Source organism: Planctellipticum variicoloris, assembly GCF_030622045.1.
Lineage (GTDB): Bacteria > Planctomycetota > Planctomycetia > Planctomycetales > Planctomycetaceae > Planctellipticum > Planctellipticum variicoloris.
In genome coordinates this window covers 5,275,930-5,298,020 of the sequence record NZ_CP130886.1, presented here as the reverse complement: position 1 = coordinate 5,298,020, position 22,091 = coordinate 5,275,930, and the positions used below count along the sequence as shown (strand labels likewise).

Sequence of the window (22,091 nt, the reverse complement as noted above, 5' to 3'; positions counted from 1 at the left end):
GATCCTGGTCAAAGTGGCAAGTCAGGGCAGATTGCCCGCCCGCATGTTCGTCGAATGCGGGGCAAATCTCAACCCTCGCGGTGCGAGCGGGGGCGGGGGAAGGAGACGCCAAGACAGGACAGAAACCGCCGTTAAATTCGTGGTTCTGGGCGGCGATCCCCTGGCCTTGAGATAGCGGGGGCCAGATCGGCGGGCGGGAGCCTGCCCTACGGCGTCAGTTCTGGCCGCGGAAGAGGCCGGACTTTTGCGTCGTGGTGGCGGCGGCGGGGGTCTTGGCCGGGGTGAGGAGCTCCATGTCGCGGTGGCCGGGGCTGGGGCGGAGGGCGCCGCCGATGCCGAGGATCTCCGGGTTACGGGCGATCTTGTCGCTGAACTCTTTGAGATCGCGGATCAGCGGCTCGGCGTTGCGGAGGATGACCGCCATCGACTGGGCCGAGCGGTCCATATTCTCGTACAGCGAGGGATCGCTGGCGAACCGCTGCAGCGTGCCGTCCCCCTGGTTCACCACGCGGGCCAGCGCGTTGAGTTCGCCCAGCAGCGATTCGAGGCTGGCGAGGCTGTTGTCGAGCCGCTCGACGATCTGCGGCCCCTTCTGACCGACCGGTTCGGTGAGCTGCGACAGGTTGGCGAGATTGCGGTTGGCGTTTTCGACCGCGTGACGCGTGGCCGCGATCGTCAGGCGGGTTTCCTCGACCATTTTCGGCAGCGACGTCAGCGTCTGCTGGAGGGCCTGCTGCGCGGCGGGATTCGAGACGATCTTGTTGGCCTCGCCGATCATCGTGTTGGCGTTGTGCATCGTCGCCGTGAATTCCTGCAGGGACTCGGCGGCCCGTTCGACGATCAGCCGCAGATCGCCCCGGTTGGAATCCATCAGGCCGTTGAGGTTTTTGGCGACCAGTCGCCAGTCGTTGCTGGTGGCGGCGAAGGCGTCGAGCGTCTGCAGCGTGCGGGCTTCGAGCCGCTGGACCATTGCCAGCGGATCTGTCGCCGCCTGACCGGAAATGCGCGTGCCGGGAGCGAGAAACTCCGGGCTGGCGCCGGAGAGGAATTCCAGCGAGGTCTCGCCCAGGAGCGTACGGACGACGATGGCCTTGCTGTCTTTGCGGATGCGGGTCCCCTGTTTCACGCCGACGATCACATCGACGCCCCCCCGCTTCTCGTTGAGCTGGATGTCGGCGACGTCGCCGATCTTGATGCCGTACATGGTGACCGGCGCCGAGGGGTAGAGGCCTTCCGCGGAGGGAAGCTGGACGACGACCGGGAACTGCTCTTCGAGATGTTTGTGGAGGTCGCCGAAGCGGATCGCCATAGCGGTCCCGATCGAAATCGAGACCAGGACCAGGAGTCCGACGCGGAACTGCAGACGTCGTTCGTTCATAAAAACACCCAGCCGATTTCAGGCGGCAAACAGGTCGCGGAGTCGTTCGCCCGCTTCGCCTCGGACGAAGCAGCCGACGCAGGGATCGGTCGAGGCGAAGACCTCCTCGGGCGTCCCTTCGAAAATCACTTGAGAATCGCCCTGGGACAGCCGGGCGAAGGGTTCGAGCATCACGACGCGATCCGCGACCCGCCGGACGGTATTCATGTCGTGCGTGACGACGACGCTGGTCACGTTGTGCCGCGCCTGCGTCTGCAGAATCAGCTCGTTGATCACGTCGCTCATGACCGGGTCGAGACCGGTCGTGGGCTCGTCGTAAAAGATGATTTCGGGCGAAACGGCGAGAGCGCGGGCCAGGCCGACCCGCTTGCGCATGCCCCCCGACAGGTCCGCCGGCCGGCTTTTCCCGACATCGGGAGAGAGTCCGACTTCGCGCAGGCGTTCGGCAACGATCTGTTGAATCTCGGCGTTCGAGCGGCGGCCGTTCTCGCGGAGGCCGAAGGCGACATTCTCGAAGACGGAGAGGCTGTCGAACAGGGCCGCCCCCTGGAACAGGTAGCCGAGCCGCAGGCGGTCCCGGCGAAGTTCGTCGCGCGTCCGGTCGGCGATCGGCCGGCCGGCCCATAGGACTTCCCCCTCTGACGGTTCGAGCAGGCCGGCGAGGAGCTTGGTGGTCACGCTCTTGCCGCAGCCCGACTCGCCGATGATGACGAGGACTTCGCCGACGTGAACGCCGAAGGAGATGTCGTGCAGCACGGTCCGCGTCCCGAAGCGGCGCGTGGCATGGCGCAGTTCGAGGGCGGGAGGGGGTGCGGACATGCTCAGGCCCCTCCTACAGCAGCGACACGGGAGCGGGGAAGAGCCACCAGTACATCCGGATCAGGATCATGCCGGCGAAGAAGTCGACGACGAGGATGGCGATGAACGAATAGACGAAGGCCTGGGTCGCGGCTCGGCCGACCCCTTCGGCGCCGTTGGTGCAGTGGAAGCCGCGGTGGCAGGAAATGATGGCGATGCAGCCGCCGAACAGAATGCTTTTCAGGACGCCGGTGACGAAGTCGAAGGCGGTGATGAAGCCGTCCGAGTAATGCCAGAAGAAGTGATTGCTGATGCCGAGGAGCGGGACGCTGACCATCCAGCCGCCGAAGATGCCGATGGCGTCGGCGACGACTGTCAGGGCGGGGATCAGGCAGACGCAGGCCAGGAATCGCGGGACGACGAGGTAGGCGATCGGGTCGGCGCCGAGGGCGCGGAGGGCGTCGATCTGTTCGGTGACTTTCATCGTGCCGATCTCGGCGGCGATCGCGCTGCCGACGCGGCCGGCGAGCATCGTGGCGGCGAGGACCGGGCCGAGTTCTTTGACCAGCGTGACGTTCACGACGGCTCCGAGACGGCTTTCGAAGTGCATGATCCGGAGCGTGTCGTAGGACTGCACGGCGAGGACCATGCCGATGAAGAGCCCGGTCACCAGGATCACCGGGACGCTGAGGACGCCGATTTCGTAGAGGGTCGGCCAGAGGACCGAGCCGCGGGGGAGGCGGACGCAGAGCCAGCGGAGCATCTGCAGGAAGAACAGCACCAGATCGCCGAGGGCTTCGACCAGGGACAACGTCGCCGCACCCACGTGGTGGATGAAGGTCAGGGGCGGCGGATTGGACGTGACCGAGGCCATGCTGGCGAGTGTTCCTGGCGAGTGCGTACCGGGACGCGACGGGGGGCTCCCGTGAGCGGGGGACTCATAACGAAAACCGTGGAACGGGGCGAGGGCAGTTTTCGGCCGGGGAGGAGGCGACCGTGTTCTGGGCAGAATGCGGGAGATGAGTGACGAATGGCGGGCTCCCTGCCCGATCGCCGCCGGACCGGATGTGACGGTCGTCCGCCCCCGCTCGATCAGCGTCGAGCCTCCGAATGCGATCTGCCTGACCGACGGGAAGTCCGGGCGGCGGGCCTGCTGCGACGGGGCGTTCGCAGAGGAACGGCAATTTCCGCACAGCGCGGCACCGGTGACGCCGGCGAGTGCTTGCGGGCTGCGCCGTTCAGCTCTGCGTTGTCCGGCGGGACGAGCGCCAGTCGGTGACCGACTGGATGACGTAGTAAAAGACGGGCGTCAGAAAGATGCCGAAGAGGGTGACTCCCAGCATGCCCCAGAAGACCGCGGTCCCCAGCGTCCGCCGCATTTCAGCGCCGGCCCCCTGCCCGATCATCAGCGGCACGACGCCCAGAATGAACGCGAAGGAGGTCATGATGATGGGACGGAGTCGCAGACGGCAGGCATCGAGGGTGGCGGCTCGGCGGGACTCTCCGGCGTCGTGCCGGGCTCGGGCGAACTCGACGATCAGGATCGCGTTCTTGCAGGCGAGTCCGACGAGGACGACGAAACCGATCTGCGTGAAGATGTTGACGTCCAGATGGGCCCACAGCACGCCGGCGACTGAGCAGAGGAGGCACATGGGCACGACCAGAATCACCGCCAGCGGGAGCGCCCAGCTTTCGTACTGGGCGGCCAGGACCAGAAACACGAGCACGACGGCCAGGACGAAGGCGTACATCGCGGAGTTTCCCGCTTCGAGCTGCAGAAAGGCCAGTTCCGTCCATTCCGCCCGCATGGAGGGGAGCAGGTTTTCGTTGGCCAGAGCCTGCATTCGATCGATAGCCTGCCCGGAGCTGTAGCCGGGGGCCGCGTTCAAGTTGATCATCGCCGAGGGGTAGAGATTGTATCGGACGACCATCACCGGTCCGCTGGTTTCGTGCGGCGTGGCCACTGAGGCCAGCGGGACCATATGTCCCTCGTCGTTGCGGACTTTGAGTCGCTTGAGGTCCTCGATCTGCATGCGATAGGCCGCGTCGCCCTGTACGTTGACCTGCCAGGTGCGGCCGAAGCGGTTGAAGTCGTTGACGTACAGCGATCCGAAGTGGACTTGAAGCGTGTTGAACAGTTCGGAGATCGACACTCCCATCGCTTTGGCCGCGTAGCGGTCAATATCGAGGAACAGCCACGGGGTATCGGCGCGAAAGCTGGTGAACAGGGCCGTGAGCTCGGGCGTCTGCATCCCCTCGTCCACAATCGCGTGACTGGACTGCTGCAGCGCGGCCGAGCCGTTGTCGCCCCGGTCCTCGACGACGAGTTTGAAGCCGCCGGCGGTTCCGAGTCCGTCGACGGGGGGGGCGCCGAGGACATGGACGAGTGCGTCGGGAATCTGTTCGTCGAGAAGTTCCTTGACACTGACGGCGATCACGTCGGCGGTCAGCCCGTCGTGGGCGCGATGATGGAAATCGTCCAGCATCAGATAGAAGGATCCGAAGTTCGGCGCGTTGGCGCCGAGCAGGAGCGACTGGCCGGCGATTCCGACGGCATGGTTGACGCCGGAAATCTTGCGGACGAGTCGGTCGATGTCGCTCATGGTGGCGATCGTCCGATTCAGCGACGCGGAGTCCGGAAGCTGGACGTTGACGAGGAGATAGCCTTTGTCCTGCGCGGGAATGAAGCCGGTCGGCGTCACGTCGAAGACGTGCCAGGTGGCGTAGAGCATGCCGCCGTAGAGTCCCAGCACGATCAGATTCGTCCGCAGCAGGGCGCCGATCGTGCCGACGTAGACTCCCGTCGACACGTTGAAGGCGGCGTTGAAGACCGAGAAGAACCAGGCGAGCAGTCGATTCAGCAGTCGGGAGAGGAGCAGCGCGGCGAGCAGGGCGATCGCCGCCGCAACCCACGGCGCCAGCGCTGCCGCCGGCCATCCCGGCAGTTGCGCGAGCCACGGCTCCAGCAGCGGTCCGCCGAAGAAATAGCCCAGAGCGGCGCCGGCGATCGGGAACGCGAGCCGCGGCAGGGGTTCGTGGTGTCCGGCGACTCGCGGCTTGAGGAGCAGGACGGCGAGCGCGGGGCTGAGCGTGAGGGAGTTGAACGCGGAGATGACGGTCGAAATGGCGATGGTCAGAGCAAACTGCTGGAAGAACTGCCCGACGATCCCGGTAATGAAGACGCACGGAATGAAGACGGCGCTCAGGACCAGCGCCACGGCGACGACGGGGCCGGAAACCTCCTGCATGGCGCGAATCGCGGCGTCGCGGGGCGACATGCCGTGTTCGATGTGATGTTCGATCGCCTCAACGACAACGATGGCATCGTCGACGACGATGCCGATGGCCAGGACCAGGCCGAAGAGGGTGAGCGAGTTCAGGCTGAAGCCGAAGGCGGCCATCGCGGCGAAGGTGCCGACAATGGCGACCGGGACGGCGATCAGCGGAATCACCGCCGCCCGCCATCCCTGCAGGAAGACCAGCACGACCAGGGCGACGAGGACGACGGCGTCGCGCAGCGAATAGAAGACTTCGTTGACCGACTCCTGAATGAAAGGAGTGGTGTCGTAGACGATGGAGTAGTCGACGCCGTCGGGAAAGCGCGTGTGCAGTTCGGCCATTTTCTTCCGCACGCTGGCGGCGGTGTCGAGGGCGTTGGAGCCGGGCAATTGAAAGACGGAGAGGGCCACCGAGGCCTGACCGTCGAGCGTGCACATCTGGTCGTAGCCGAGGGCCCCGAGTTCGATGCGGGCGACGTCCTTGAGCCGGATGATGCGACCGTCGGGATCGGAGTGGAGGATCATGTCCGCGAACTGCGTGGCGTCGGTGAGCCGGCCGAGCGTGGTCATCGTGAATTGAAACGCCTGGTCGGACGGGGCGGGCGGCTGGCCGATCTGGCCGGCCGCCACCTGCACGTTCTGCTGTTCGATGGCGTGAACGACGTCGTTGGCGCTGAGGTCGAGACTCGACAGTTTGTCGGGGTCGAGCCAGACGCGCATGCTGTAGTCGCGCTGTCCCAGGAATGTGATATCGCCGACTCCGGGGAGGCGGGAGAGTTCGTCGCGAAGCTGGATGGTCGCGTAGTTGCTGAGATACAGGTTGTCGCGGTTGCCCTCGGGGGAATACAGATTGACGATCATCAGCACGCTGGGGGATTTTTTCTTGACGGTGACGCCGCGGCGCGTGACGAGAGTCGGCAGCACCGGCTGCGCGAGCGCGACCCGGTTCTGCACGAGCACCTGCGCCAGATTGAGATCGGTTCCCTGGCGAAAGGTCACCGTCAGCGAGTAGGCGCCGTCGTTGGTGCACTGCGAGGACATGTAGAGCATCCCCTCGACGCCGTTGACCTGCTGCTCGATGGGGGCGGCGACGGTATCGCTGACGACGCTGGCGTTGGCTCCCGGATAGAATGCGGAGACTTCCACGGTCGGCGGAGTGATTTCCGGGTACTGCGTGACCGGCAGCGAGAAGACGGCAATGCCGCCTGCGAGAGTGATGACGATGGAGAGCACGGACGCGAAGATCGGCCGGTCGATGAAGAACTGCGAGAACATGCTGTCGCCTCAATCTCTCTTTCCCCGTCCGTCGGGGGAGCTTATCTCTGCTTCAGAAGCTGCTCGGAGCCAGCATCTTCATCGGCTGCGGAATCGGACTGTCGATCGGGCGTTCGGGGAGCGGGCGTGCGTCGACGGTCGAGCACCCCGGCCGCTTTCCAGGCCAGTCGGCCCAGTTGCGCCGACAGGCGCCGGACCGGACCGAGTCTCAACCAGTCCAGGAGGATTGCGCCGCCGGCGCGAACGCCGGGGCTGTTGAAGAAGGACCATTCGGCGATCGAGTCGATGACGAAGAAGAAGACGGGAGTCAGGGCCAGCCCGAACAAGGTGACGCCGAGCATCCCGCTGAAGACGGCGGTTCCGAGCGCCCGCCGCATTTCGGCGCCGGCGCCGTGCGCGACGACCAGCGGTACGACGCCGAGGATGAAGGCGAACGACGTCATCATGATCGGTCGCAGGCGGAGTTCGCAGGCGTGGAGGGTGGCGTCGCGGATCGGGACGCCTTCGTGCCGTCGCGCGCGGGCGAACTCGACGATCAGAATCGCATTTTTGCAGGCCAGGCCGATCAGCACGACGAAGCCGATCTGCGTGAAGACGTTGATATCCATCTTGGCCCACGCCACGCCCGCCAGCGAGCTGAGGACGCACATCGGGACGACGAGAATCACCGCAAGCGGCAGCGCCCAGCTTTCATACAGGGCGGCGAGGACGAGAAAGACGAACACTACCGAGAACGCGAACACCAGCATGCCGGTGCTGCCGGCGGTGCGTTCCAGATAGGCCAGTTCGGTCCATTCGAAGGCCATGTGCTGCGGCAGTTCGCTCAGGCAGAGCTCCTCCATCAGGGCCAGTCCCTGCCCCGTGCTGACTCCGGGCGCGGTGTTGCCGTTGACGGCCGCCGCGGGGTACATGTTGTACCGCGTCACGACGAGGGGGCTGCTCGATTCGCGGACCGTGCAGACCGTTCCCAGCGGGATCATCTCTCCATCGCGATTGCGGACTTTGAGACGCGCCAGATCGGAAGCCTCGTTGCGGAACTGCGAGTCGGCCTGCACGACGACCTGCCAGGTTCGGCCGAACCGGTTGAAGTCGTTGACGTAGCGGGAGCCGAGGCTGCCCTGCAGCGTTCCGAAGACGTCGGCCAGCTCGACGCCGTGCTGCAGGCAGGCCGTCCGGTCGATATCGGCGTAGTACTGGGGGGAGTTGGCTTTGTAGACGGTGAAGAGCCCGGTGACGCCGGCGACCGATTCGTTGCCGCGTTGAATGATATTGTTCGTCTGCTGTTCGAGTTCCTGCAGGTTTCCTTCGCCGCGATCTTCGATCATCAGCCGGAAGCCGCCCGCCCGCCCGAGGCCGCTGACGGCCGGCGGGGGAAAGATGTTGACGAGCGCTTCCGGAAACTCGGCGGCGTAGCGTGCGCGCAGTTTGGCGAGGATCTTGTCGGACGAGAGTTCGGGCGAACGCCGGTGGTGGAAGCTGTCGAGAATGACGAACATGGAGCCGAAATTTGAGCCGTAGGCGCTCAGCATGAACGAGTTTCCGGCGACGGAGTTGACGTATTTCACGCCCGGGGTTTCGAGGGCGATTTTCTCGATGCGCGCGATGACGTCGCGCGTTCGCCGGGCGGAAGCGGCATCCGGCAACTGCACGCTGGCGAGCAGGTAGCCCTTGTCCTGCGGGGGAATGAATCCGGTGGGAAGCTGGCCGAATCCCCACCACGTCAGCCCGAGCAGTCCGCCGTAAGCGACGAGGACGAGCGCGGGGACTCGCAGCAGTCGGCCGACGAGGCCGACGTAGCCCCGGGTGCCGGTCCGGAAGGACCAGTTGAACAGCCGGAAGAACCAGCCGAGCAGCAGGTCCATCAACCGCGTCAGCAGATCCCGCTTTGCCGTTCGCGGTCGGAGCAGCAGGGCTGCGAGTGCGGGGCTCAGGGTGAGCGAATTGATCATCGACAGGATTGTCGAAATGGCGATGGTGAGTGCGAATTGCCGGAAGAACTGTCCGACGATGCCCGAGATAAAGGCGCACGGGATGAAAACGGCGCTGAGCACGAGTCCCACGGCGATGACGGGACTGGCGACTTCATCCATTGCGCGAATGGCGGCGTCGCGGGGGGCGAGGCCCCGTTCGATGTGATGCTCCACGGCTTCGACCACGACAATGGCGTCGTCGACGACGATCCCGATCGCCAGCACCAGCCCGAACAGCGTCAGGTTATTCAGGCTGAAGCCGACGGCCGCCATGGCGGCGAAGGTCCCGATGATCGCGACCGGGACGGCGATCAGGGGAATGATCGCCGGTCGCCACCCCTGCAGAAACACCAGGACCACCAGCGCGACCAGCAGCACGGCGTCGCGGAGGGCGTTGAAGACTTCCTGAATCGACTCGCGAATGAATGGCGTGGTGTCGTAGCCGATTTCGAAGGCGACCCCGTCGGGGAAGTCCCGGGCCAGTTCGTCCATTTTGGCTCGAATGAGATCGGCGGTGGCGAGGGCGTTGGCGTCCGGGAGCTGGAAGATCGCCAGGCCGATCGTCGGCTTCTGGTCGAAGCGATTGTTGATGTCCTGGCTGCGGGCGCCGAGCTCGACCCGGGCGACGTCTTTGATCCGGACCATTCCGCCGCCGCGTTCCGCGCGGACGATCACCTGTTCGAAGTCTTCTTCGCCGGTCAGGCGGCCGATGACCGAGATCGGCAACTGCCGGTCCGGCGCTCCGCTCGACGGCTGCTGGCCGATGTAGCCTGCCGCGACCTGGAGATTCTGTTCGCGGAGGGCGTTGATGACGTCGCTGACGGTCAGATTCCGAACGGAAAGCCGCTCCGGATCGATCCAGATCCGCATGCTGTAGTCGCGCTGTCCGAACAGCAGCACGTCGCTGATCCCGGGCAGTCGGGAGAGCTCGTCGCGCACGTGCATCAGCGCGTAGTTGCTGAGATAGAGCTGGTCGTAGCGGCCGTTGGGAGAGTTCAAGCTGGCGACGAGCAGGATGTCGGGCGATCGCTTCCGGGTCACGACTCCCGTGGCCCGGACGACGTCCGGAAGCTGGGGCATCGCCAGACTGACGCGATTCTGCACGAGAACCTGTGCGAGATTCAGGTCGACGCCGGGCTTGAAGGTCACCGTCAGCGTGTACGACCCGTCGCTCGTGCTCTGAGAGGACATGTAGAGCATGTCCTGGACGCCGTTGACCTGCTGCTCGATGGGGGCGGCGATCGTTTCGGAGACGACCCGGGCATTGGCGCCGGGATAGTTGCAGTCGACCTGGACTGTCGAGGGGGTGACTGGCGGATACTGGGCGATCGGCAGATTGTAGGCCGCGATCCCCCCCGCCAGCGTCACCAGAATCGAAAGGACCGATGCGAAAATCGGTCGATCGATGAAGAACCTGCAGAACATGGTCGAAGGCTCTCAATCGACGGATGGCGAGGTCAATTCTTGGCATCCGCGGGGGTCGCGCTGATCGCCGGACCAACTTCCGTCGCGAGGGATCGGGCAAGCCCGGCCCGGCTTTCGGGCGTCGTCATGGGAGGGCTGACGAGTACCTCCTGTTCGAGCGGGTCCGTTGCCGCCGTCGCGGAGACGGCTTCGTCTTTGTCGGCAAACCTGGGGATGACCGTCACGCCGGGACGAACGCGCTGGAGGCCGGTGACGATCACGCGCTCGTCGGAAGTCAGCCCTTCGGCGACGACGCGCAGTCCCGCGGAGAGTCTTCCCGCCTTGATTCTGCGATACTGGACTTCGTTCTTGTCGTTGAGAACGTAGACGAATCGCTGGCCCTGGTCGGACCCGAGCGCTTCCTCGCGAACGAGGACGGCTTCGTGCGGGAGGCCGATCGGCACCCGGACCCGGACGAACATTCCCGGAGCGAGGAGTTTGCGGGGATTCTGGACTTCCGCCCGCAACCGCAGCGTACCGGTGGTTGCGGAGACCTGGTTGTCGACGAAGTTGACCGAGCCGGTCAGCGAGAATTCGTCGTCGTCGGCCAGCGCCAGACTGACCTCGATGGCTTTGTCGCGCGCGGAAGTTACTTCTCCCTTGGCGATCAGGCGGCGGACCTGCAGCACCGTCCGTTCGTCGACGTCGAAATAGGCGTAGACGGGGTCCAGGGCGACGATGGTCGCGAGGGGAGTCACGTCGGCCTGAACCAGGTTGCCGGGGTCGACCAGACGGCGGCTGATGCGGCCTGTCAGGGGCGACTTGATCTCGGTGAACTCCAGGTTGAGTCGGGCGAGTTCGACGGCGGCCTGGGCGGCCTTCAGTTCGGCGTCGGTTTCCATGCGAAGGTATTTGACGCCGTCCAGTTCGTCGTCGGTGGTGATCTGCCGCTTGTTCAGGTCGGTCAGTCGCACCTCCTGCCGTCGACTCCGCTCGAGTCGGGCCTGCAACTGGGCTACGTTTGCTTCCGCCTCCGCCAGGGCCGCGGAGAAGGGGCGAGCGTCGATCCGAAAGAGGGGGGCGCCTTCGACGACGTCGGCGCCATCGGTGAACTGGACCTGATCCAGGTAGCCGCTCACTCGTGCGCGGAGGTCGACGATTCTGACCGGCGCGAGTCGGCCCGTGTATTCTTCGAAATCCGTGACAGTCTGTCGAACGGGAAGCGCAACAATGACTTCGGGAGGTTTTGGCGGAGCGGGAGGGGGCGCCTTTTTCTGGCACCCGGCAATGAGCGCAACTGCGGCGAAGATCGAGGCGAAGCGGACCAGCGAGCCTGCAGCCGGAGAATGAGGACAGGCGCGTGCCATAGATTCTCCCTGATGCGAGCGAAATCGAAATCGACAATGACTGACTCGTCAGTCATAATCGTGTTTAACGGAGAATTGTACCGGTCGGAATTCGATCTGCAAGGCCGCTCGCGTCGGGATCGCGAAACCTGTGTAATCCTTCATGATTGACCACTCGCGTCGGCTGGAACTCGCAGATGAGCTCGGACCCGCCTGCTGAAGATTCTCGTAAAGCCAAACGACGTCAGGAGATCGTGTCGGCGGCGACCGGTCTGTTCGCGACGCTCGGGTTCGCGAACTGCGAAATGGAGCGCGTCGCGCTGGAACTGTCGATCGCCAAGGGAACGCTTTATCTGTACTTCCGCAGCAAGCGGGAGCTGTTTCTGGCATGCGTCGACGAGGGGATGCAGAGTCTGCAAGCCAAGCTTGAGGAGTCTGTCGCCGACGTCGCCGACCCGCTCCAAAGAATTGCCCGCTCCATCTGGGTGTTTCTGGAGTTTTTCGATCATCACCCGGAGCACGTGGAGCTGCTGATTCAGGAGCGGGCCATGTTTCGGGACCGGCCGCGTCCGACGGTTTTCGTCTATCGCGAGGCCCGCAGGGCGCGGTGGCGGGAGGTGTATGCGGAGCTGATCGCCGAAGGGCGGTTCCGCAACGACCTTGCCGTCGACGATCTGGTGGACACGGTCGGAAACCTGCTCTACGGGACGATGTTTACGAACTACTTTTCGGGCCGATCGGTTCCGCTCTGCCAGCAATACCGCGCTATCGTCGAGCTCACCTTCCGGGGCGTCTTGAGCGACGCCGAGCGCGTGCGCTGGCCGGGGGCGACGCCGGGCTGGACTCATTGAGACCTGCCGAGGGCTGGCCGGAAGGACGTTGACGAGGGGTGAAGTCCGCCGGGACGATGGCGGTCACACGCCCTCGACGATCACGCCGCGGTAGACCGCGCCCCGGAACCGATGCTCGGCGGCCGCGCGATAGGCCGGGCTGTCGTACCAGTCGCGCGCCTCCTCGATGGACGGGAACTCGGCGACGACGACCCCCTCGACCTCCGGCCCTTCGAGGGTCACATGCTGTCCGTATGCGGCGAGCACCTTGATCGGGCGTCCGTCCAGCGTCGGGGGAACTTCGGACCAATAGGCCTCCAGCTCGGACCGGTCGAGCGTCTTTTCGCGTAGAAACACGATGTAAGCAGGCATTGATGGCTCCTGGAAGTTTTCCGTTTCAAAGAATGGGGTGAAACTTTATCGCAGACCGCCGGACGCAAGGATGACTTCTCCGGTCAGCCAGGCGGAGTCGTCGGAGGCGAGGAAGACTGCGATCGGCGCGATGTCCGAAGGCGTCCCGATGCGGCCGAGCGGCGTGACGGAGATCAAGTGCTTCTCGAACTCGCTTCCGACACCATATAAACCGGCCGACTGAGTGCCCTCGCTGAGCGTGGCGCCGGGATTGATTGAGTTCACCCGGATGCCGCGCGGGGCCAGTTCTCTGGCGAGCACCCGCGTGACGGCGTCCAGGGCGCTCTTGCTGGCGGCGTAGATCGAGTAGTTGGGCGGACAGGTCTGCGAGGCGGCGGAACCGATGTTGATGACGCTTCCGCCGTTCGGGCCGAAGTGTTTGAGGGACTCTTGGATCATCAGCAGCGGGCCGAGGACATTGGTGTTGAATTCGCGGTGAAATTCCTGCTCGGTGACCGATTCCAGCTCCATCGGCAGGTAGACGCCGGCGTTGTTGACGAGAATGTCGAGCGGGCCGAAGGCGGTTCGCGTTTCGTCCAGGAGGCGTGCCACGTCGGCTGGAATGGAGACGTTTCCCTGGACGGCCAGGGCCTGTCCTCCGGCGGCGGCAATCGCCTCGACCACGGCGTCCGCACCGGCCCGATCGGCGGCGTAGTTTACGACCACCGAGGCGCCGGCGGCGGCCAGGCCCGTGGCGATTCCCGCGCCGATCCCTTTTGAAGCACCGGTCACCAGGGCGATTCTGCTGTTGAGTTTGGACACGTTTCGATCTCGTTGCGGAAGGATGAAGTCGTCTGTACGACTTCATAGACACCGCGGGCGATCGACTGTGACGATGGATTGCGGAGATTTTTCAAGTGAGCTGCAGGGCCGCGCGGATTTCCGGTCGATCCAGAATGCGTCTGAGCCAGAGAGCATGATTCGCGGGCTGAAGAAACGGATGATCGCGAAAGATGGCCGCGTGTTGCCGATCCAGCAGGTCTTCGATTTCGCGAATCGTGTCCGCCGCCGCTTCCTGAATTCGCAGGAGGTGCTGCGAGGCGAAGAGAAGATGGTCGGGATCGACGTGACCATCCTGAATGAAGCCCTTCGTTTTCCTGGGACAGCGGCAGGGGTTGCTCGTGTTGACCAGGCCGCATTGGTTGTGCATGAAGCGATAGAGATCACGCCGGGCGCGGGTCAGACGCTGCCGGAAGTTGTCGGCGGAGATTTCGAGAATTTCACTGCCCACTGTGTCGCTGACTCCGAGAATTTCGCCCAGCGTGAAGATGAGTCTCTGCTCACGATCGAGGCACAGCAGCATGCCGGTCGTGCAGGCGATCTTGGCTTCTTCAACGAGCAGCGGGACATCCACGGGCACGCTCCTGGGATCGGGCAGATCCAGGTCGGGCGTGTCGTTGATCGCGGCGGCGTAGGAGGAAAAAGTCTGCGGTCGGACCTCGCCGCCGCGGCGTTTCATGTTCAGGACGTGATTGGCCGTGATGCGATAGAGCCAGGTGCGGAACTGGCTGTTTCCTTGAAACGTGCTGAGGCGGGTGACGGCCTTGATGAGGACTTCCTGAGTCACCTCTTCGGCATCCTGCGGCTGGAAGACCATGCGGACGGCGATGTTGTAGATCCAGGCCTGATGACGCAGGATCAGTTTCTCCAGGGCGTCGCGGCTGCCGGCCCGGGCCTGCTCAACCAGCTCGACGTCGTCCGAATCGTCCGCGATCTCTGCAAAGGGATTGAACATGGCTGGCTCCTCGTTCCTCGAATACCGCCGTTCTCGGTCGGGAGATGGCGTCCGGAATCTTGGACACCCGTGGAGAGGCAGTGTGACAATGCGCCGAGGCGACTGCCATGTGAGAGTCCGTCGTCAACCACGACGGTCATGGTCCGTGACGTCGAGTTGGACCACATTGGGTTGGGTACGGGCTGGCGCGGTCTTGAGTGGTTGACGCGAGGGGCTGATTCGAATTGTATCCCCGCAGGGGGCCGTCCGCGTCGTCGTTGCCCCGGTTTGCGGGGGGAGCGGCGACAGGATCTGAACCTCGCGACTTGATCGCCGCCAATCGCGTCTGTCGTGATGGCCATGTGCCAGACGAACCGTTTGTGCCTAACCGGCTGGAGGCCTTCAGTTTGCGGAGAGGGATTCGCAGCGGGGGAGAATCTGATAAACTGCCGTTGATGGGCACATGGGTTCGCACGAACTCACGTTGAATGGCGTCTCGGCAGCAAGGAGCTCCTTCCGATGAAATCCTGGTCAATCGCGATTTGTGGACTGATGGTGCTGGCGGGGCTGAGCTCCGCTGCAGCCGAAGAGAAAGCGGGAGCGGAGAAGCCGGCGCTGACCGAGGCTCAGCAGCAGGCGATCGCGACGATTAAGAAGTCGGGCGGTCAGGTGCTCGAACTGGCGCAGAACGATCCTCGGCTGGATGTCGCCTTCCACCTGTCCGATCAGAAAATCGGCGATGCGCAACTGGAGCCGCTGAAGGGGCTGCCGCAACTGGCGCAGCTCAATCTGCGGGGGACGGAAGTGACGGACGCCGGGCTGGTGTTCCTGAAGGACTCCAAGGGGCTGGTCCGCTTGCACCTGGAGAAGACCAAGGTGACCGACGCGGGCCTGGCGAATCTGAAGGGGCTGGAAAACCTCGAATACCTGAATCTGTACGGGACGGCGGTCACGGACGCCGGGCTGGAGAACCTGAAAGAACTGAAGAAGCTGCGGCATCTGTATCTGTGGCAGACGCCGGTGACGGATGCGGGCGTGGCGGCGCTCAAGGCGGCGACGCCGGGCCTGCAGATCGTCCGGGCGTTGGAGCTGGCGAAGCCGGCCGAGCCGAAGCCGGAAGAGAAAAAGGCCGAAGAAAAGAAACCGGAAGAGAAGAAAGAGGCCGAGAAGAAGCCTGAGGAAAAGAAGGCTGAAGAGAAGAAGCCCGACGAGAAGAAGCCAGAAGAGAAAAAAGAAGAGAAGAAGGAATAGTTCTGCGGACCAGTTTTGCGGCCCCGCTTCCTGGTGAAGCCGGGGCCGTTTTCGTTGAAGGACCTGCGGTGAGAACGGTGCTCGACGTGCTGCAGCCGGCGAGTTGCGACGGCTGCGGGCTGTGCTGCGAGGGGATCGGTTCGCCGGTGCTGCTGTACGCCACTCGTCCGGGCCGGCGGGAGTTTCACCCGTATCGTCCCGACGACCTGCCGGCGGAGCTGGCGGCGGAAATCGACGAGCACTTCTCGGGGTTGCTGCGCGGCCAGGAACCGCAGGAGCGGTGTCTGTGGTTTGATCCCGTGGGACGCGCGTGTCGGCACTACGAATTCCGGCCGCAGATCTGCAAGGACTACGAACTCGCCGGACCCGCGTGCCTGCTGCGCCGGGAGGAAGAACGCAGCCGAGCAGGGGGGGCCGCCACGCAGGTCAAGTGTGACGACACGGAAACGTGAACCGTCCGCTGGCGAGCGTCGGAGACTTATTGCTCCGACGGACGCGGGCGGTTGGCCCAGTGGCCGGTCGGGTCGCCGCCCCGGACCCAGACCCCTTTCTGGTTCCAGTCCATGTAGGCGTGGACATCTGCTGAGGCGTAGCGGAGCGTGAGGCCGCAGCGGCGGCGGTCGGAGTCGTTGGCCTCGGAGCCGTGCAGCAGCAGGTCCGAATGCATCGAGAACTGCCCGGCGGGGAGGACGTCGTCCACGAAAGTGCCGTATTGCTCGACGTTGTCGATCGTCTGGTTGAGGACGTTGTGCTCTTTCGGATCGCTGGGACGGAAGGTCATGCCGCCGAAGTTCTGCGAGCCGGCGACGAACCGCATGCAGGCGTTTTCCGTGTCGGCGTCGTCAATGGCCAGCCAGACGGTGACGGCTTTCGAGGGGGAGAGGGGCCAGTAACTGGCGTCCTGATGCCAGGCGACGCTTTTGCCGTCGTGCGGCATCTTGCAGAAGAAGTGCGAGCCCCAGCCGATGACGTTTTCGCCGAGCAGATCACTGACGGCGGCGACAATCCGCGGGTTGGTGAGGATATCCCAGACCGGCCCGTACTTGAGGTGGGCCGAGCTGATGGAGTAGCTGTCGCCGCCCGCAGCCACGACGCGGGCGAGCAGGTCGTCGAAGTACTGTCGGACATTGGCGATTTCGGCGGGGGAGTAAGCGGTCAGCCCTTTGATGAAGCCATCCCGGTTGAACTGGGCGACCTGCTCGGGGGTCAGCGTCTTCGGCTGCGGGTTCTGGACGGGGTGGAACCGCAGGTCGCGCGGGATCGCGGCGAGATCCGTTGAATCGAGGACGGCTTTGAAATCGGAGCGCATGGCGGTCGACATGGTGGAGACCTCGGGAGCGGATGCAGGTTGGACGTGGGACCAGTCTGGCAGGCGTGGCGGCCGGGGTCCAGTCGACTTTTCGGAAGAGTTTCCTGGAAATACGTCGCAGCAATAGGTGACGGCACGGTGAAATCCGTCAGCGTCCCACGCGTTCTCTCCCTGATTCACAATGCCCAGGAGTTGCAGGAAGCAGGGAAGATTCCGGGCACACGTGCGTGAGCTCCGTGGTTCACCTCTTCGACGTCATTCGCGTCGATTCGTGTCATTCGTGGTCAAACACCGGTCTTCACGCGATGGTTCAGGGCCGCGTTCGCTCGCAAGCCGGCCGCGCGGAAGGCGGGTTGGATCTGCTGGTAGCACCGCCGGGCGGCGGCGGCGGGGTCGTAGCCCGGCTTGCCGAAGACCTGGCCGCTCACTTCCACCACGACCGCTCCGGCATAGCCGCCGTCGCGGAGGAGTTTCAGCAGCTTCGGATAATCGGTGTGGCCGTCCCCCGGCAGAGCAAACTCGGTCTTTCCACCGACGTCGACATTGTCCTTGATATGCACAAACACGGTCTGCGGCAGCATGATCCTGGCCGACTCCGCCATGTCGAGCCCCTGACGCTCGAAGTGGCTGAAGTCGTAGGCGAGCTTAATCCAGCGGCTGCCCACCTGGTCAATCAGCCAGACAGAATCCGCCGGCAGGTGCAGCGCGTTCCCGACATGCGCCTTCACTGCGATCGTCGCCTTCTCCTCGGCGGCGATGCGAGCCCAGTCGCCGAGCAGGTCGACCATTTTTCCGCGGACGTCGTTCCACTCCGTCGGCTTGCCCCCCAGGACCGTCTCAATGACCGGCGGCGTATCACCTCCCAGGTCGTGGGCCAGTTCGGCCGCCAGCCGCAACCGGTCGAGATTGCTGCGCTGCTGCGTCGGATTCACGAGGATCGGCAGGTTTTCCATCAGGGCAGGCAGGCCGAGCGCGAGATCCTGGAGCCGCGTCCTGAGGTCCCTCCGGGCCGTGCGGTCGAGCGTTGCCGGGTCACAGTGGAAGCCAGGCATGAGCGCCAGTTCGACGCCGCTGTAGCCGATGTCCGCGCAGAGCTGCAGCGCCTGGTTCAGTGGCAGAGACTTCATGCCGTAGAGGCTGAAGCCGAAGGGGATGGCCGCCGCGGCCCGGGCGAAGGCGAACTGGCTGGTCAGGGAGGCGGCCGCGAGGGAGTGGAGAAAGGTTCGGCGGGTGAAGGGCATGGGGGCGGTCCGGTGGTTCCTGGAGGAGGAAATTCAATGCAAAATGAAAAGTGAAAAATGCAAAGTGCAAAATGGAAGAGGAAAAAGTCCTGGTTGCAGGGGGAGTTGCTCGGACTCTTGCTGCTTCGGGGAGGATTCGGGGAAGACACTGGCAGAGCCAGTGCCCCCCGAACTCAGAGTCGTTTGATGCTTTGAGTTTCGGATTTCGAGCTTTCCGCCTCACGACAGTTGCTGCACGTCCTTTGAAAAACCGTTGATCTGGTTCTCTTCGAGCCGGATGTCGCGGGTCTGGGGGCCGAGGCGGATGCCGATCCGCTGGGCGGGAGCGCGGGTTTCTTTGAGCTGATTCTGCTGCAGCGTGATCGACTCGGTGCCCCCCTGGATGTCGATCGCGATGCCGTCGTCCTTGCCGCTGTCAGTGACGGTGTTCTCTTCCAGGCGGTTCCGGTGTCCGCAGAAACCGGGGCCCCGTTCCGGGCGGAACAGGATGCCGACCGCCGTGCTGCCGGCGATTGTGTTTCGGCGGATCAGATTGTCGGTGTCGCGATGGCCGATCGAGATCCCCACGCGGTTGCCGGTGCACTGGTTCTCTTCCGCCAGGCCGTACTTGACGCCCCAGCAGAAGAAGATGCCGATGTCGTTCCGTTCGAGCCGGTTCCGGCGGATGACCGGCCGCTGCGAGCCCGAGCCGGGATGGAGCCCCAGCCCGGAGTTGTCGTGGCTGTGGCAGTCTTCGACGACGACGTCGTGGCAGATCTGCCAGCTCAGACCGTCGCCGTGGTAGTTCCTGGCCGTCACCTTGCGGAAGGCGACGTTCCGGCAGTCCTGCAGGAAGACGCAGCCGGCGTAGTTGCCGTCGAGCAGTTCGTTGTTGGCCCGGTTTCCGTCGAGCGTGATGTTCTCGACTGCGATCCGCTCGATTTCGTCCCCGGTGACGAGCGGAAACAGCGACGAGCAGGTCGATTCCCCAAGTTGCCAGAAGTTCTCGCGGAGCGCCTTGTCGAGCTTGAAGCGGTTCCCGCTGCGGGCGACGAGCGTCCGCTTGAGAATGTTCATGCCGCCGGTGTGGGGGTTCTTCGTCTTCAGGCAGACGCTGTCGCCGACTTCGAAGCCTTTGGCGTCGACGAGCGTAATTTCCTGGTCATACCAGTCGGAATCGGCGGCCAGCTTGACGGTCTGCGACGCGTTCTTGGTCAGAATGGAATCGGAACCGCTGCCGAGCAGTCGCACGCCCGACCGCAGGCGGACGGAACCCCGCAGGTGATACTCGCCGGGCAGAATCTGGACGGTCCCTCCGCCGAGACCGGCGACATAGTCGACCGCGGCCTGGAGCACCTTGTGCGACGTCCCGACGAGGTCAGCGTCCTTCGGTCCCACGGTGACGGTCAAACCCTCTTCCCACTGCGGTTCGACAGCGACATCGCCCGAGGTGGCACGCGGGTCAGTGACCTTCGGGCGGTCATCGCCGCGAAGTCGAGGAGCCGCCCAGAGAGCGGCGGTCCACGCGGCGGATGTGGTCAGAAACGAACGGCGGGAGGCGGGCGAAGGCATGGGCAGGGCTCCGGGCCGGGGAGTGTGATTGACCGGTTTGAGTGTACCACCCGGGAGGCGGAAATGCAGAGAAGATCTCGCGCAGAGACGCAGAGGGAAGAGGAGTTCGCAGAGAAAGAAGTGCCGTACGATGGGCGTCCACGTCCGTCGTTTTCGAAGGGGGTATGGTGTTGAGGACGAGACCGACGGACGAGGACGTCCGTCGTACGTTCAAGGCGGAATGTCGAACTGGAGTCGAGAGTCCAGAGTCGAGTGTCGAGAGCCGGAGAAGCAGGCGGCGCGATGGACATCCTCACTGGCGATCAGCGATCCGCGATCAGCCTTCTTCCTCTGGCGATTCGCTATTCCCTACTCGCTATTCCCTCCCGATCCATGCTGCACGCTTGCCCGCGCTCCGTTCGGGGGGGATAATCGTCAACGTGGATGCCAGACAGGACAGGGAACGCCTGCGACCGGGACGAAGCGCACGGCGCTTCAGCGTAAGACTTTGCAGCGAAGGTATTTCTGGAATGCGCAAGATGACCAAATGGCTGACCGTATGCAGTGTGGCGGCTCTCGCCGGCGCCCTGTCCATGACTGATGTGCAGGCCCAGTGGGGCGGCATCAAGGGGCGGGTGGTTCTGGACGGCGATCTGCCGACCCTCGCACCGCTGATCGCCAAAGGGGACGCCAGCGCGAAAGATGCCGCCGTCTGCGCGGTGAACGCCGTTCCCGACGAGACCGCCGTGGTCGATCCGGAGACGAAGGGCGTGGCGAATGTTGTCGTCTACCTCCGCAAGAAGCCGTCGAAGATTCATCCGTCGCTGAAGGATCCGAAAGCGGCGACGGTTCTGTACGATCAGATCGGCTGCAAGTTCGTGCCGCACGTGATCGTGGCCCAGACCACGCAGAAGGTCAAAGTCGTCTCGATGGACGCCGTGGCCCACAACACCCGCGGCACGCCGATCAAGAACATGGGCTTCAACTTCCTGCTGAGCGCCAACGACCGGACGGGGGTGGAAGTTCCTTTCGCCTCGGGCGAGTCGCTGCCGACGGAAATTCGCTGCGACATCCACCCGTGGATGAAGGGCTACTGGATGATCGTGGATCATCCCTACGCCGTGGTGACCGCCGCGGACGGTTCGTTCCAGATCGATAACCTCCCGGCCGGGGAGAACGAGTTCCGCGTCTGGCACGAAGGGGGCGGCTACGTTGAGAAGTCCCTGGAAGTGAAAGTCGCCGACGGCAAGGTGACCGAGCTGAAGCCGATCAAGGTTTCGGCGGCGAAGCTGCTGGGCAAGTAACCAGCAGAAGGCTTGAAGCGGAAAGCGGCGAGCCAGAGTAAGACCAGAGCGGCCCCGGCGGGAGTGATCCTGCCGGGGCTTTTCTGTTTACTCGGGAGACTGCTGTGCCGCGTTGTACTCTCCCAGCCGATCGGCGGGCGGCAGGTGGTCTTTCAGGACGAACTTCGGCCGCGGATGCGCGTTGACCCAGGCGGCGATGTCCAGAGCCTGTTGTTCGCTGAGATCGCGATCGTCGGGCGGCATGGCGACCTTGAGCCACGCGGCAAGTTTGTCGTTACGGGACATCCCCGCTCCCTGATTGTAGGAACGCTCCCCCCAGACGGGCGGGCCATCTTCGCCCCCCTGGCCGTCGTCGGCATGGCAGCTCGCGCACCGTTCGGCGTACAGAACCTTGCCGCGGCCGGCATCAGCCTGCGCAGCCGGCAACGCGAGGGATGGAACGCCGCGGGGTCCGAGCGGCCTGTCGGGATTCATGGCGAGAGATTCGCCGGCAGAGAGCCAGGTGATGTAGGTCGTGACGGCCACGGAAACCTCGCTCCCCAGGGGCGGTCGGACGCCGTTCATGCTCCGCATGAAGCAGTTGAGGACGCGGTCTTCGAGGGTGACGACCCGTTTTTCGCGGGGTGACCAGGCAGGATAGGCGGTGGCGACCCCCAGAAAAGTCGCCGCCTGCGGGTCCTGTCCGGCCTGCAGGTGACAGGACTGGCAGGTCAGCGCGTTGGCGACGTAGGGCTTCGACAGAGGGTGTTCGCCGGTTCGTTCGACAATCTCCCGGCCGAGCCGGACGACCTCTCCCAGCTTTCCCGGCGGCAGTATGCGCTCCGTCGTCGACTTCGGCTCCGCAGAACGCAGAGTCGTGGCCAGCGCGAACGCGGACAGTCCAATGACCATCGCGATCATAGGTCGAGAGGAGCCGGCGGGATGTCTTGCCATTTGCGACTGTCCGTTTGACGGAGGAGGCGGGGACGTTCGACGCCTCCAGTTTATCCCGCCGGGCGGCGACCTGTCCGTGAACTCGCTCACGTTCGTTTCCGCGCAATTCAGGTTCGACG

The 22,091-nt window shown here is 64.3% G+C and carries 17 protein-coding genes; 4 read left to right on the top strand and 13 right to left on the bottom strand.

From position 1 onward, the window contains the following. Positions 1 to 214: 214 nt before the first annotated feature. The 6 genes from SH412_RS20620 to SH412_RS20595 form a co-directional block, all read right to left on the bottom strand. Positions 215 to 1,378 (bottom strand): MlaD family protein, encoded by a 1,164-nt coding sequence (locus tag SH412_RS20620; protein WP_336519906.1) that lies wholly within the window; start codon positions 1,376 to 1,378, stop codon positions 215 to 217. A gap of 18 nt (positions 1,379 to 1,396) precedes the next feature. Beyond that, positions 1,397 to 2,197, bottom strand: coding sequence for an ABC transporter ATP-binding protein (locus tag SH412_RS20615; RefSeq protein ID WP_336519905.1), 801 nt, complete (start codon positions 2,195 to 2,197; stop codon positions 1,397 to 1,399). A 13-nt stretch (positions 2,198 to 2,210) separates the two neighbouring features. Continuing rightward, positions 2,211 to 3,050, bottom strand: a complete 840-nt coding sequence (locus SH412_RS20610) for an MlaE family ABC transporter permease (RefSeq protein ID WP_336519904.1) — start codon at positions 3,048 to 3,050, stop codon at positions 2,211 to 2,213. A gap of 364 nt (positions 3,051 to 3,414) precedes the next feature. Then, positions 3,415 to 6,729, bottom strand: a complete 3,315-nt coding sequence (locus tag SH412_RS20605; RefSeq protein WP_336519903.1) for an efflux RND transporter permease subunit — start codon at positions 6,727 to 6,729, stop codon at positions 3,415 to 3,417. 41 nt (positions 6,730 to 6,770) lie between these two features. Beyond that, positions 6,771 to 10,124 carry an efflux RND transporter permease subunit gene (locus SH412_RS20600; protein ID WP_336519902.1) on the bottom strand — a complete coding sequence of 1,118 codons (3,354 nt, stop codon included), beginning with the start codon at positions 10,122 to 10,124 and terminating at the stop codon, positions 6,771 to 6,773. Between the two features lie 32 nt (positions 10,125 to 10,156). Next, positions 10,157 to 11,470 carry an efflux RND transporter periplasmic adaptor subunit gene (locus SH412_RS20595; protein ID WP_336519901.1) on the bottom strand — a complete coding sequence of 438 codons (1,314 nt, stop codon included), beginning with the start codon at positions 11,468 to 11,470 and terminating at the stop codon, positions 10,157 to 10,159. A 176-nt stretch (positions 11,471 to 11,646) separates the two neighbouring features. Here SH412_RS20595 and SH412_RS20590 point away from each other — a divergent pair, with 176 nt between their 5' ends. Continuing rightward, positions 11,647 to 12,300, top strand: a complete 654-nt coding sequence (locus SH412_RS20590) for a TetR/AcrR family transcriptional regulator (protein ID WP_336519900.1) — start codon at positions 11,647 to 11,649, stop codon at positions 12,298 to 12,300. 63 nt (positions 12,301 to 12,363) lie between these two features. On the opposite strand, the gene SH412_RS20585 is transcribed toward SH412_RS20590, so the two are convergent. The 3 genes from SH412_RS20585 to SH412_RS20575 all read right to left on the bottom strand — a co-directional run bounded on the left by SH412_RS20585 (position 12,364) and on the right by SH412_RS20575 (position 14,425). Further along, the gene (locus SH412_RS20585; RefSeq protein ID WP_336519899.1) at positions 12,364 to 12,651 is read right to left on the bottom strand and encodes a DUF1330 domain-containing protein; all 288 of its coding nucleotides are present in this window, start codon (positions 12,649 to 12,651) and stop codon (positions 12,364 to 12,366) included. 45 nt (positions 12,652 to 12,696) lie between these two features. Next, a complete protein-coding gene (locus tag SH412_RS20580) occupies positions 12,697 to 13,452 on the bottom strand; it encodes an SDR family NAD(P)-dependent oxidoreductase (protein ID WP_336519898.1) in 756 nt (251 codons plus the stop codon). A 91-nt stretch (positions 13,453 to 13,543) separates the two neighbouring features. Beyond that, entirely contained in the window at positions 13,544 to 14,425 is an 882-nt protein-coding gene (locus SH412_RS20575) for an RNA polymerase sigma factor (RefSeq protein WP_336519897.1), read from the bottom strand. Positions 14,426 to 14,923: 498 nt separating this feature from the next. Here SH412_RS20575 and SH412_RS20570 point away from each other — a divergent pair, with 498 nt between their 5' ends. Both SH412_RS20570 and SH412_RS20565 read left to right on the top strand, forming a co-directional pair. Then, on the top strand, positions 14,924 to 15,655 hold the full coding sequence (locus tag SH412_RS20570; RefSeq protein WP_336519896.1) for a leucine-rich repeat domain-containing protein: 732 nt from the start codon (positions 14,924 to 14,926) through the stop codon (positions 15,653 to 15,655). A 68-nt stretch (positions 15,656 to 15,723) separates the two neighbouring features. Then, positions 15,724 to 16,107 (top strand): YkgJ family cysteine cluster protein, encoded by a 384-nt coding sequence (locus SH412_RS20565; RefSeq protein ID WP_336519895.1) that lies wholly within the window; start codon positions 15,724 to 15,726, stop codon positions 16,105 to 16,107. 26 nt (positions 16,108 to 16,133) lie between these two features. Here SH412_RS20565 and SH412_RS20560 read toward each other — a convergent pair whose 3' ends face one another. From SH412_RS20560 to SH412_RS20550, 3 genes are all read right to left on the bottom strand, one after another. Beyond that, positions 16,134 to 16,976 carry a phytanoyl-CoA dioxygenase family protein gene (locus SH412_RS20560; RefSeq protein WP_336519894.1) on the bottom strand — a complete coding sequence of 281 codons (843 nt, stop codon included), beginning with the start codon at positions 16,974 to 16,976 and terminating at the stop codon, positions 16,134 to 16,136. Positions 16,977 to 17,248: 272 nt separating this feature from the next. Then, positions 17,249 to 18,205, bottom strand: a complete 957-nt coding sequence (locus tag SH412_RS20555; protein ID WP_336519893.1) for a sugar phosphate isomerase/epimerase family protein — start codon at positions 18,203 to 18,205, stop codon at positions 17,249 to 17,251. 219 nt (positions 18,206 to 18,424) lie between these two features. Continuing rightward, entirely contained in the window at positions 18,425 to 19,756 is a 1,332-nt protein-coding gene (locus SH412_RS20550; protein ID WP_336519892.1) for a right-handed parallel beta-helix repeat-containing protein, read from the bottom strand. A 518-nt stretch (positions 19,757 to 20,274) separates the two neighbouring features. Here SH412_RS20550 and SH412_RS20545 point away from each other — a divergent pair. Next, the gene (locus tag SH412_RS20545; RefSeq protein ID WP_336519891.1) at positions 20,275 to 21,039 is read left to right on the top strand and encodes a hypothetical protein; all 765 of its coding nucleotides are present in this window, start codon (positions 20,275 to 20,277) and stop codon (positions 21,037 to 21,039) included. 87 nt (positions 21,040 to 21,126) lie between these two features. On the opposite strand, the gene SH412_RS20540 is transcribed toward SH412_RS20545, so the two are convergent. Beyond that, positions 21,127 to 21,972 (bottom strand): c-type cytochrome, encoded by an 846-nt coding sequence (locus SH412_RS20540; RefSeq protein ID WP_336519890.1) that lies wholly within the window; start codon positions 21,970 to 21,972, stop codon positions 21,127 to 21,129. Positions 21,973 to 22,091 lie beyond the last annotated feature (119 nt).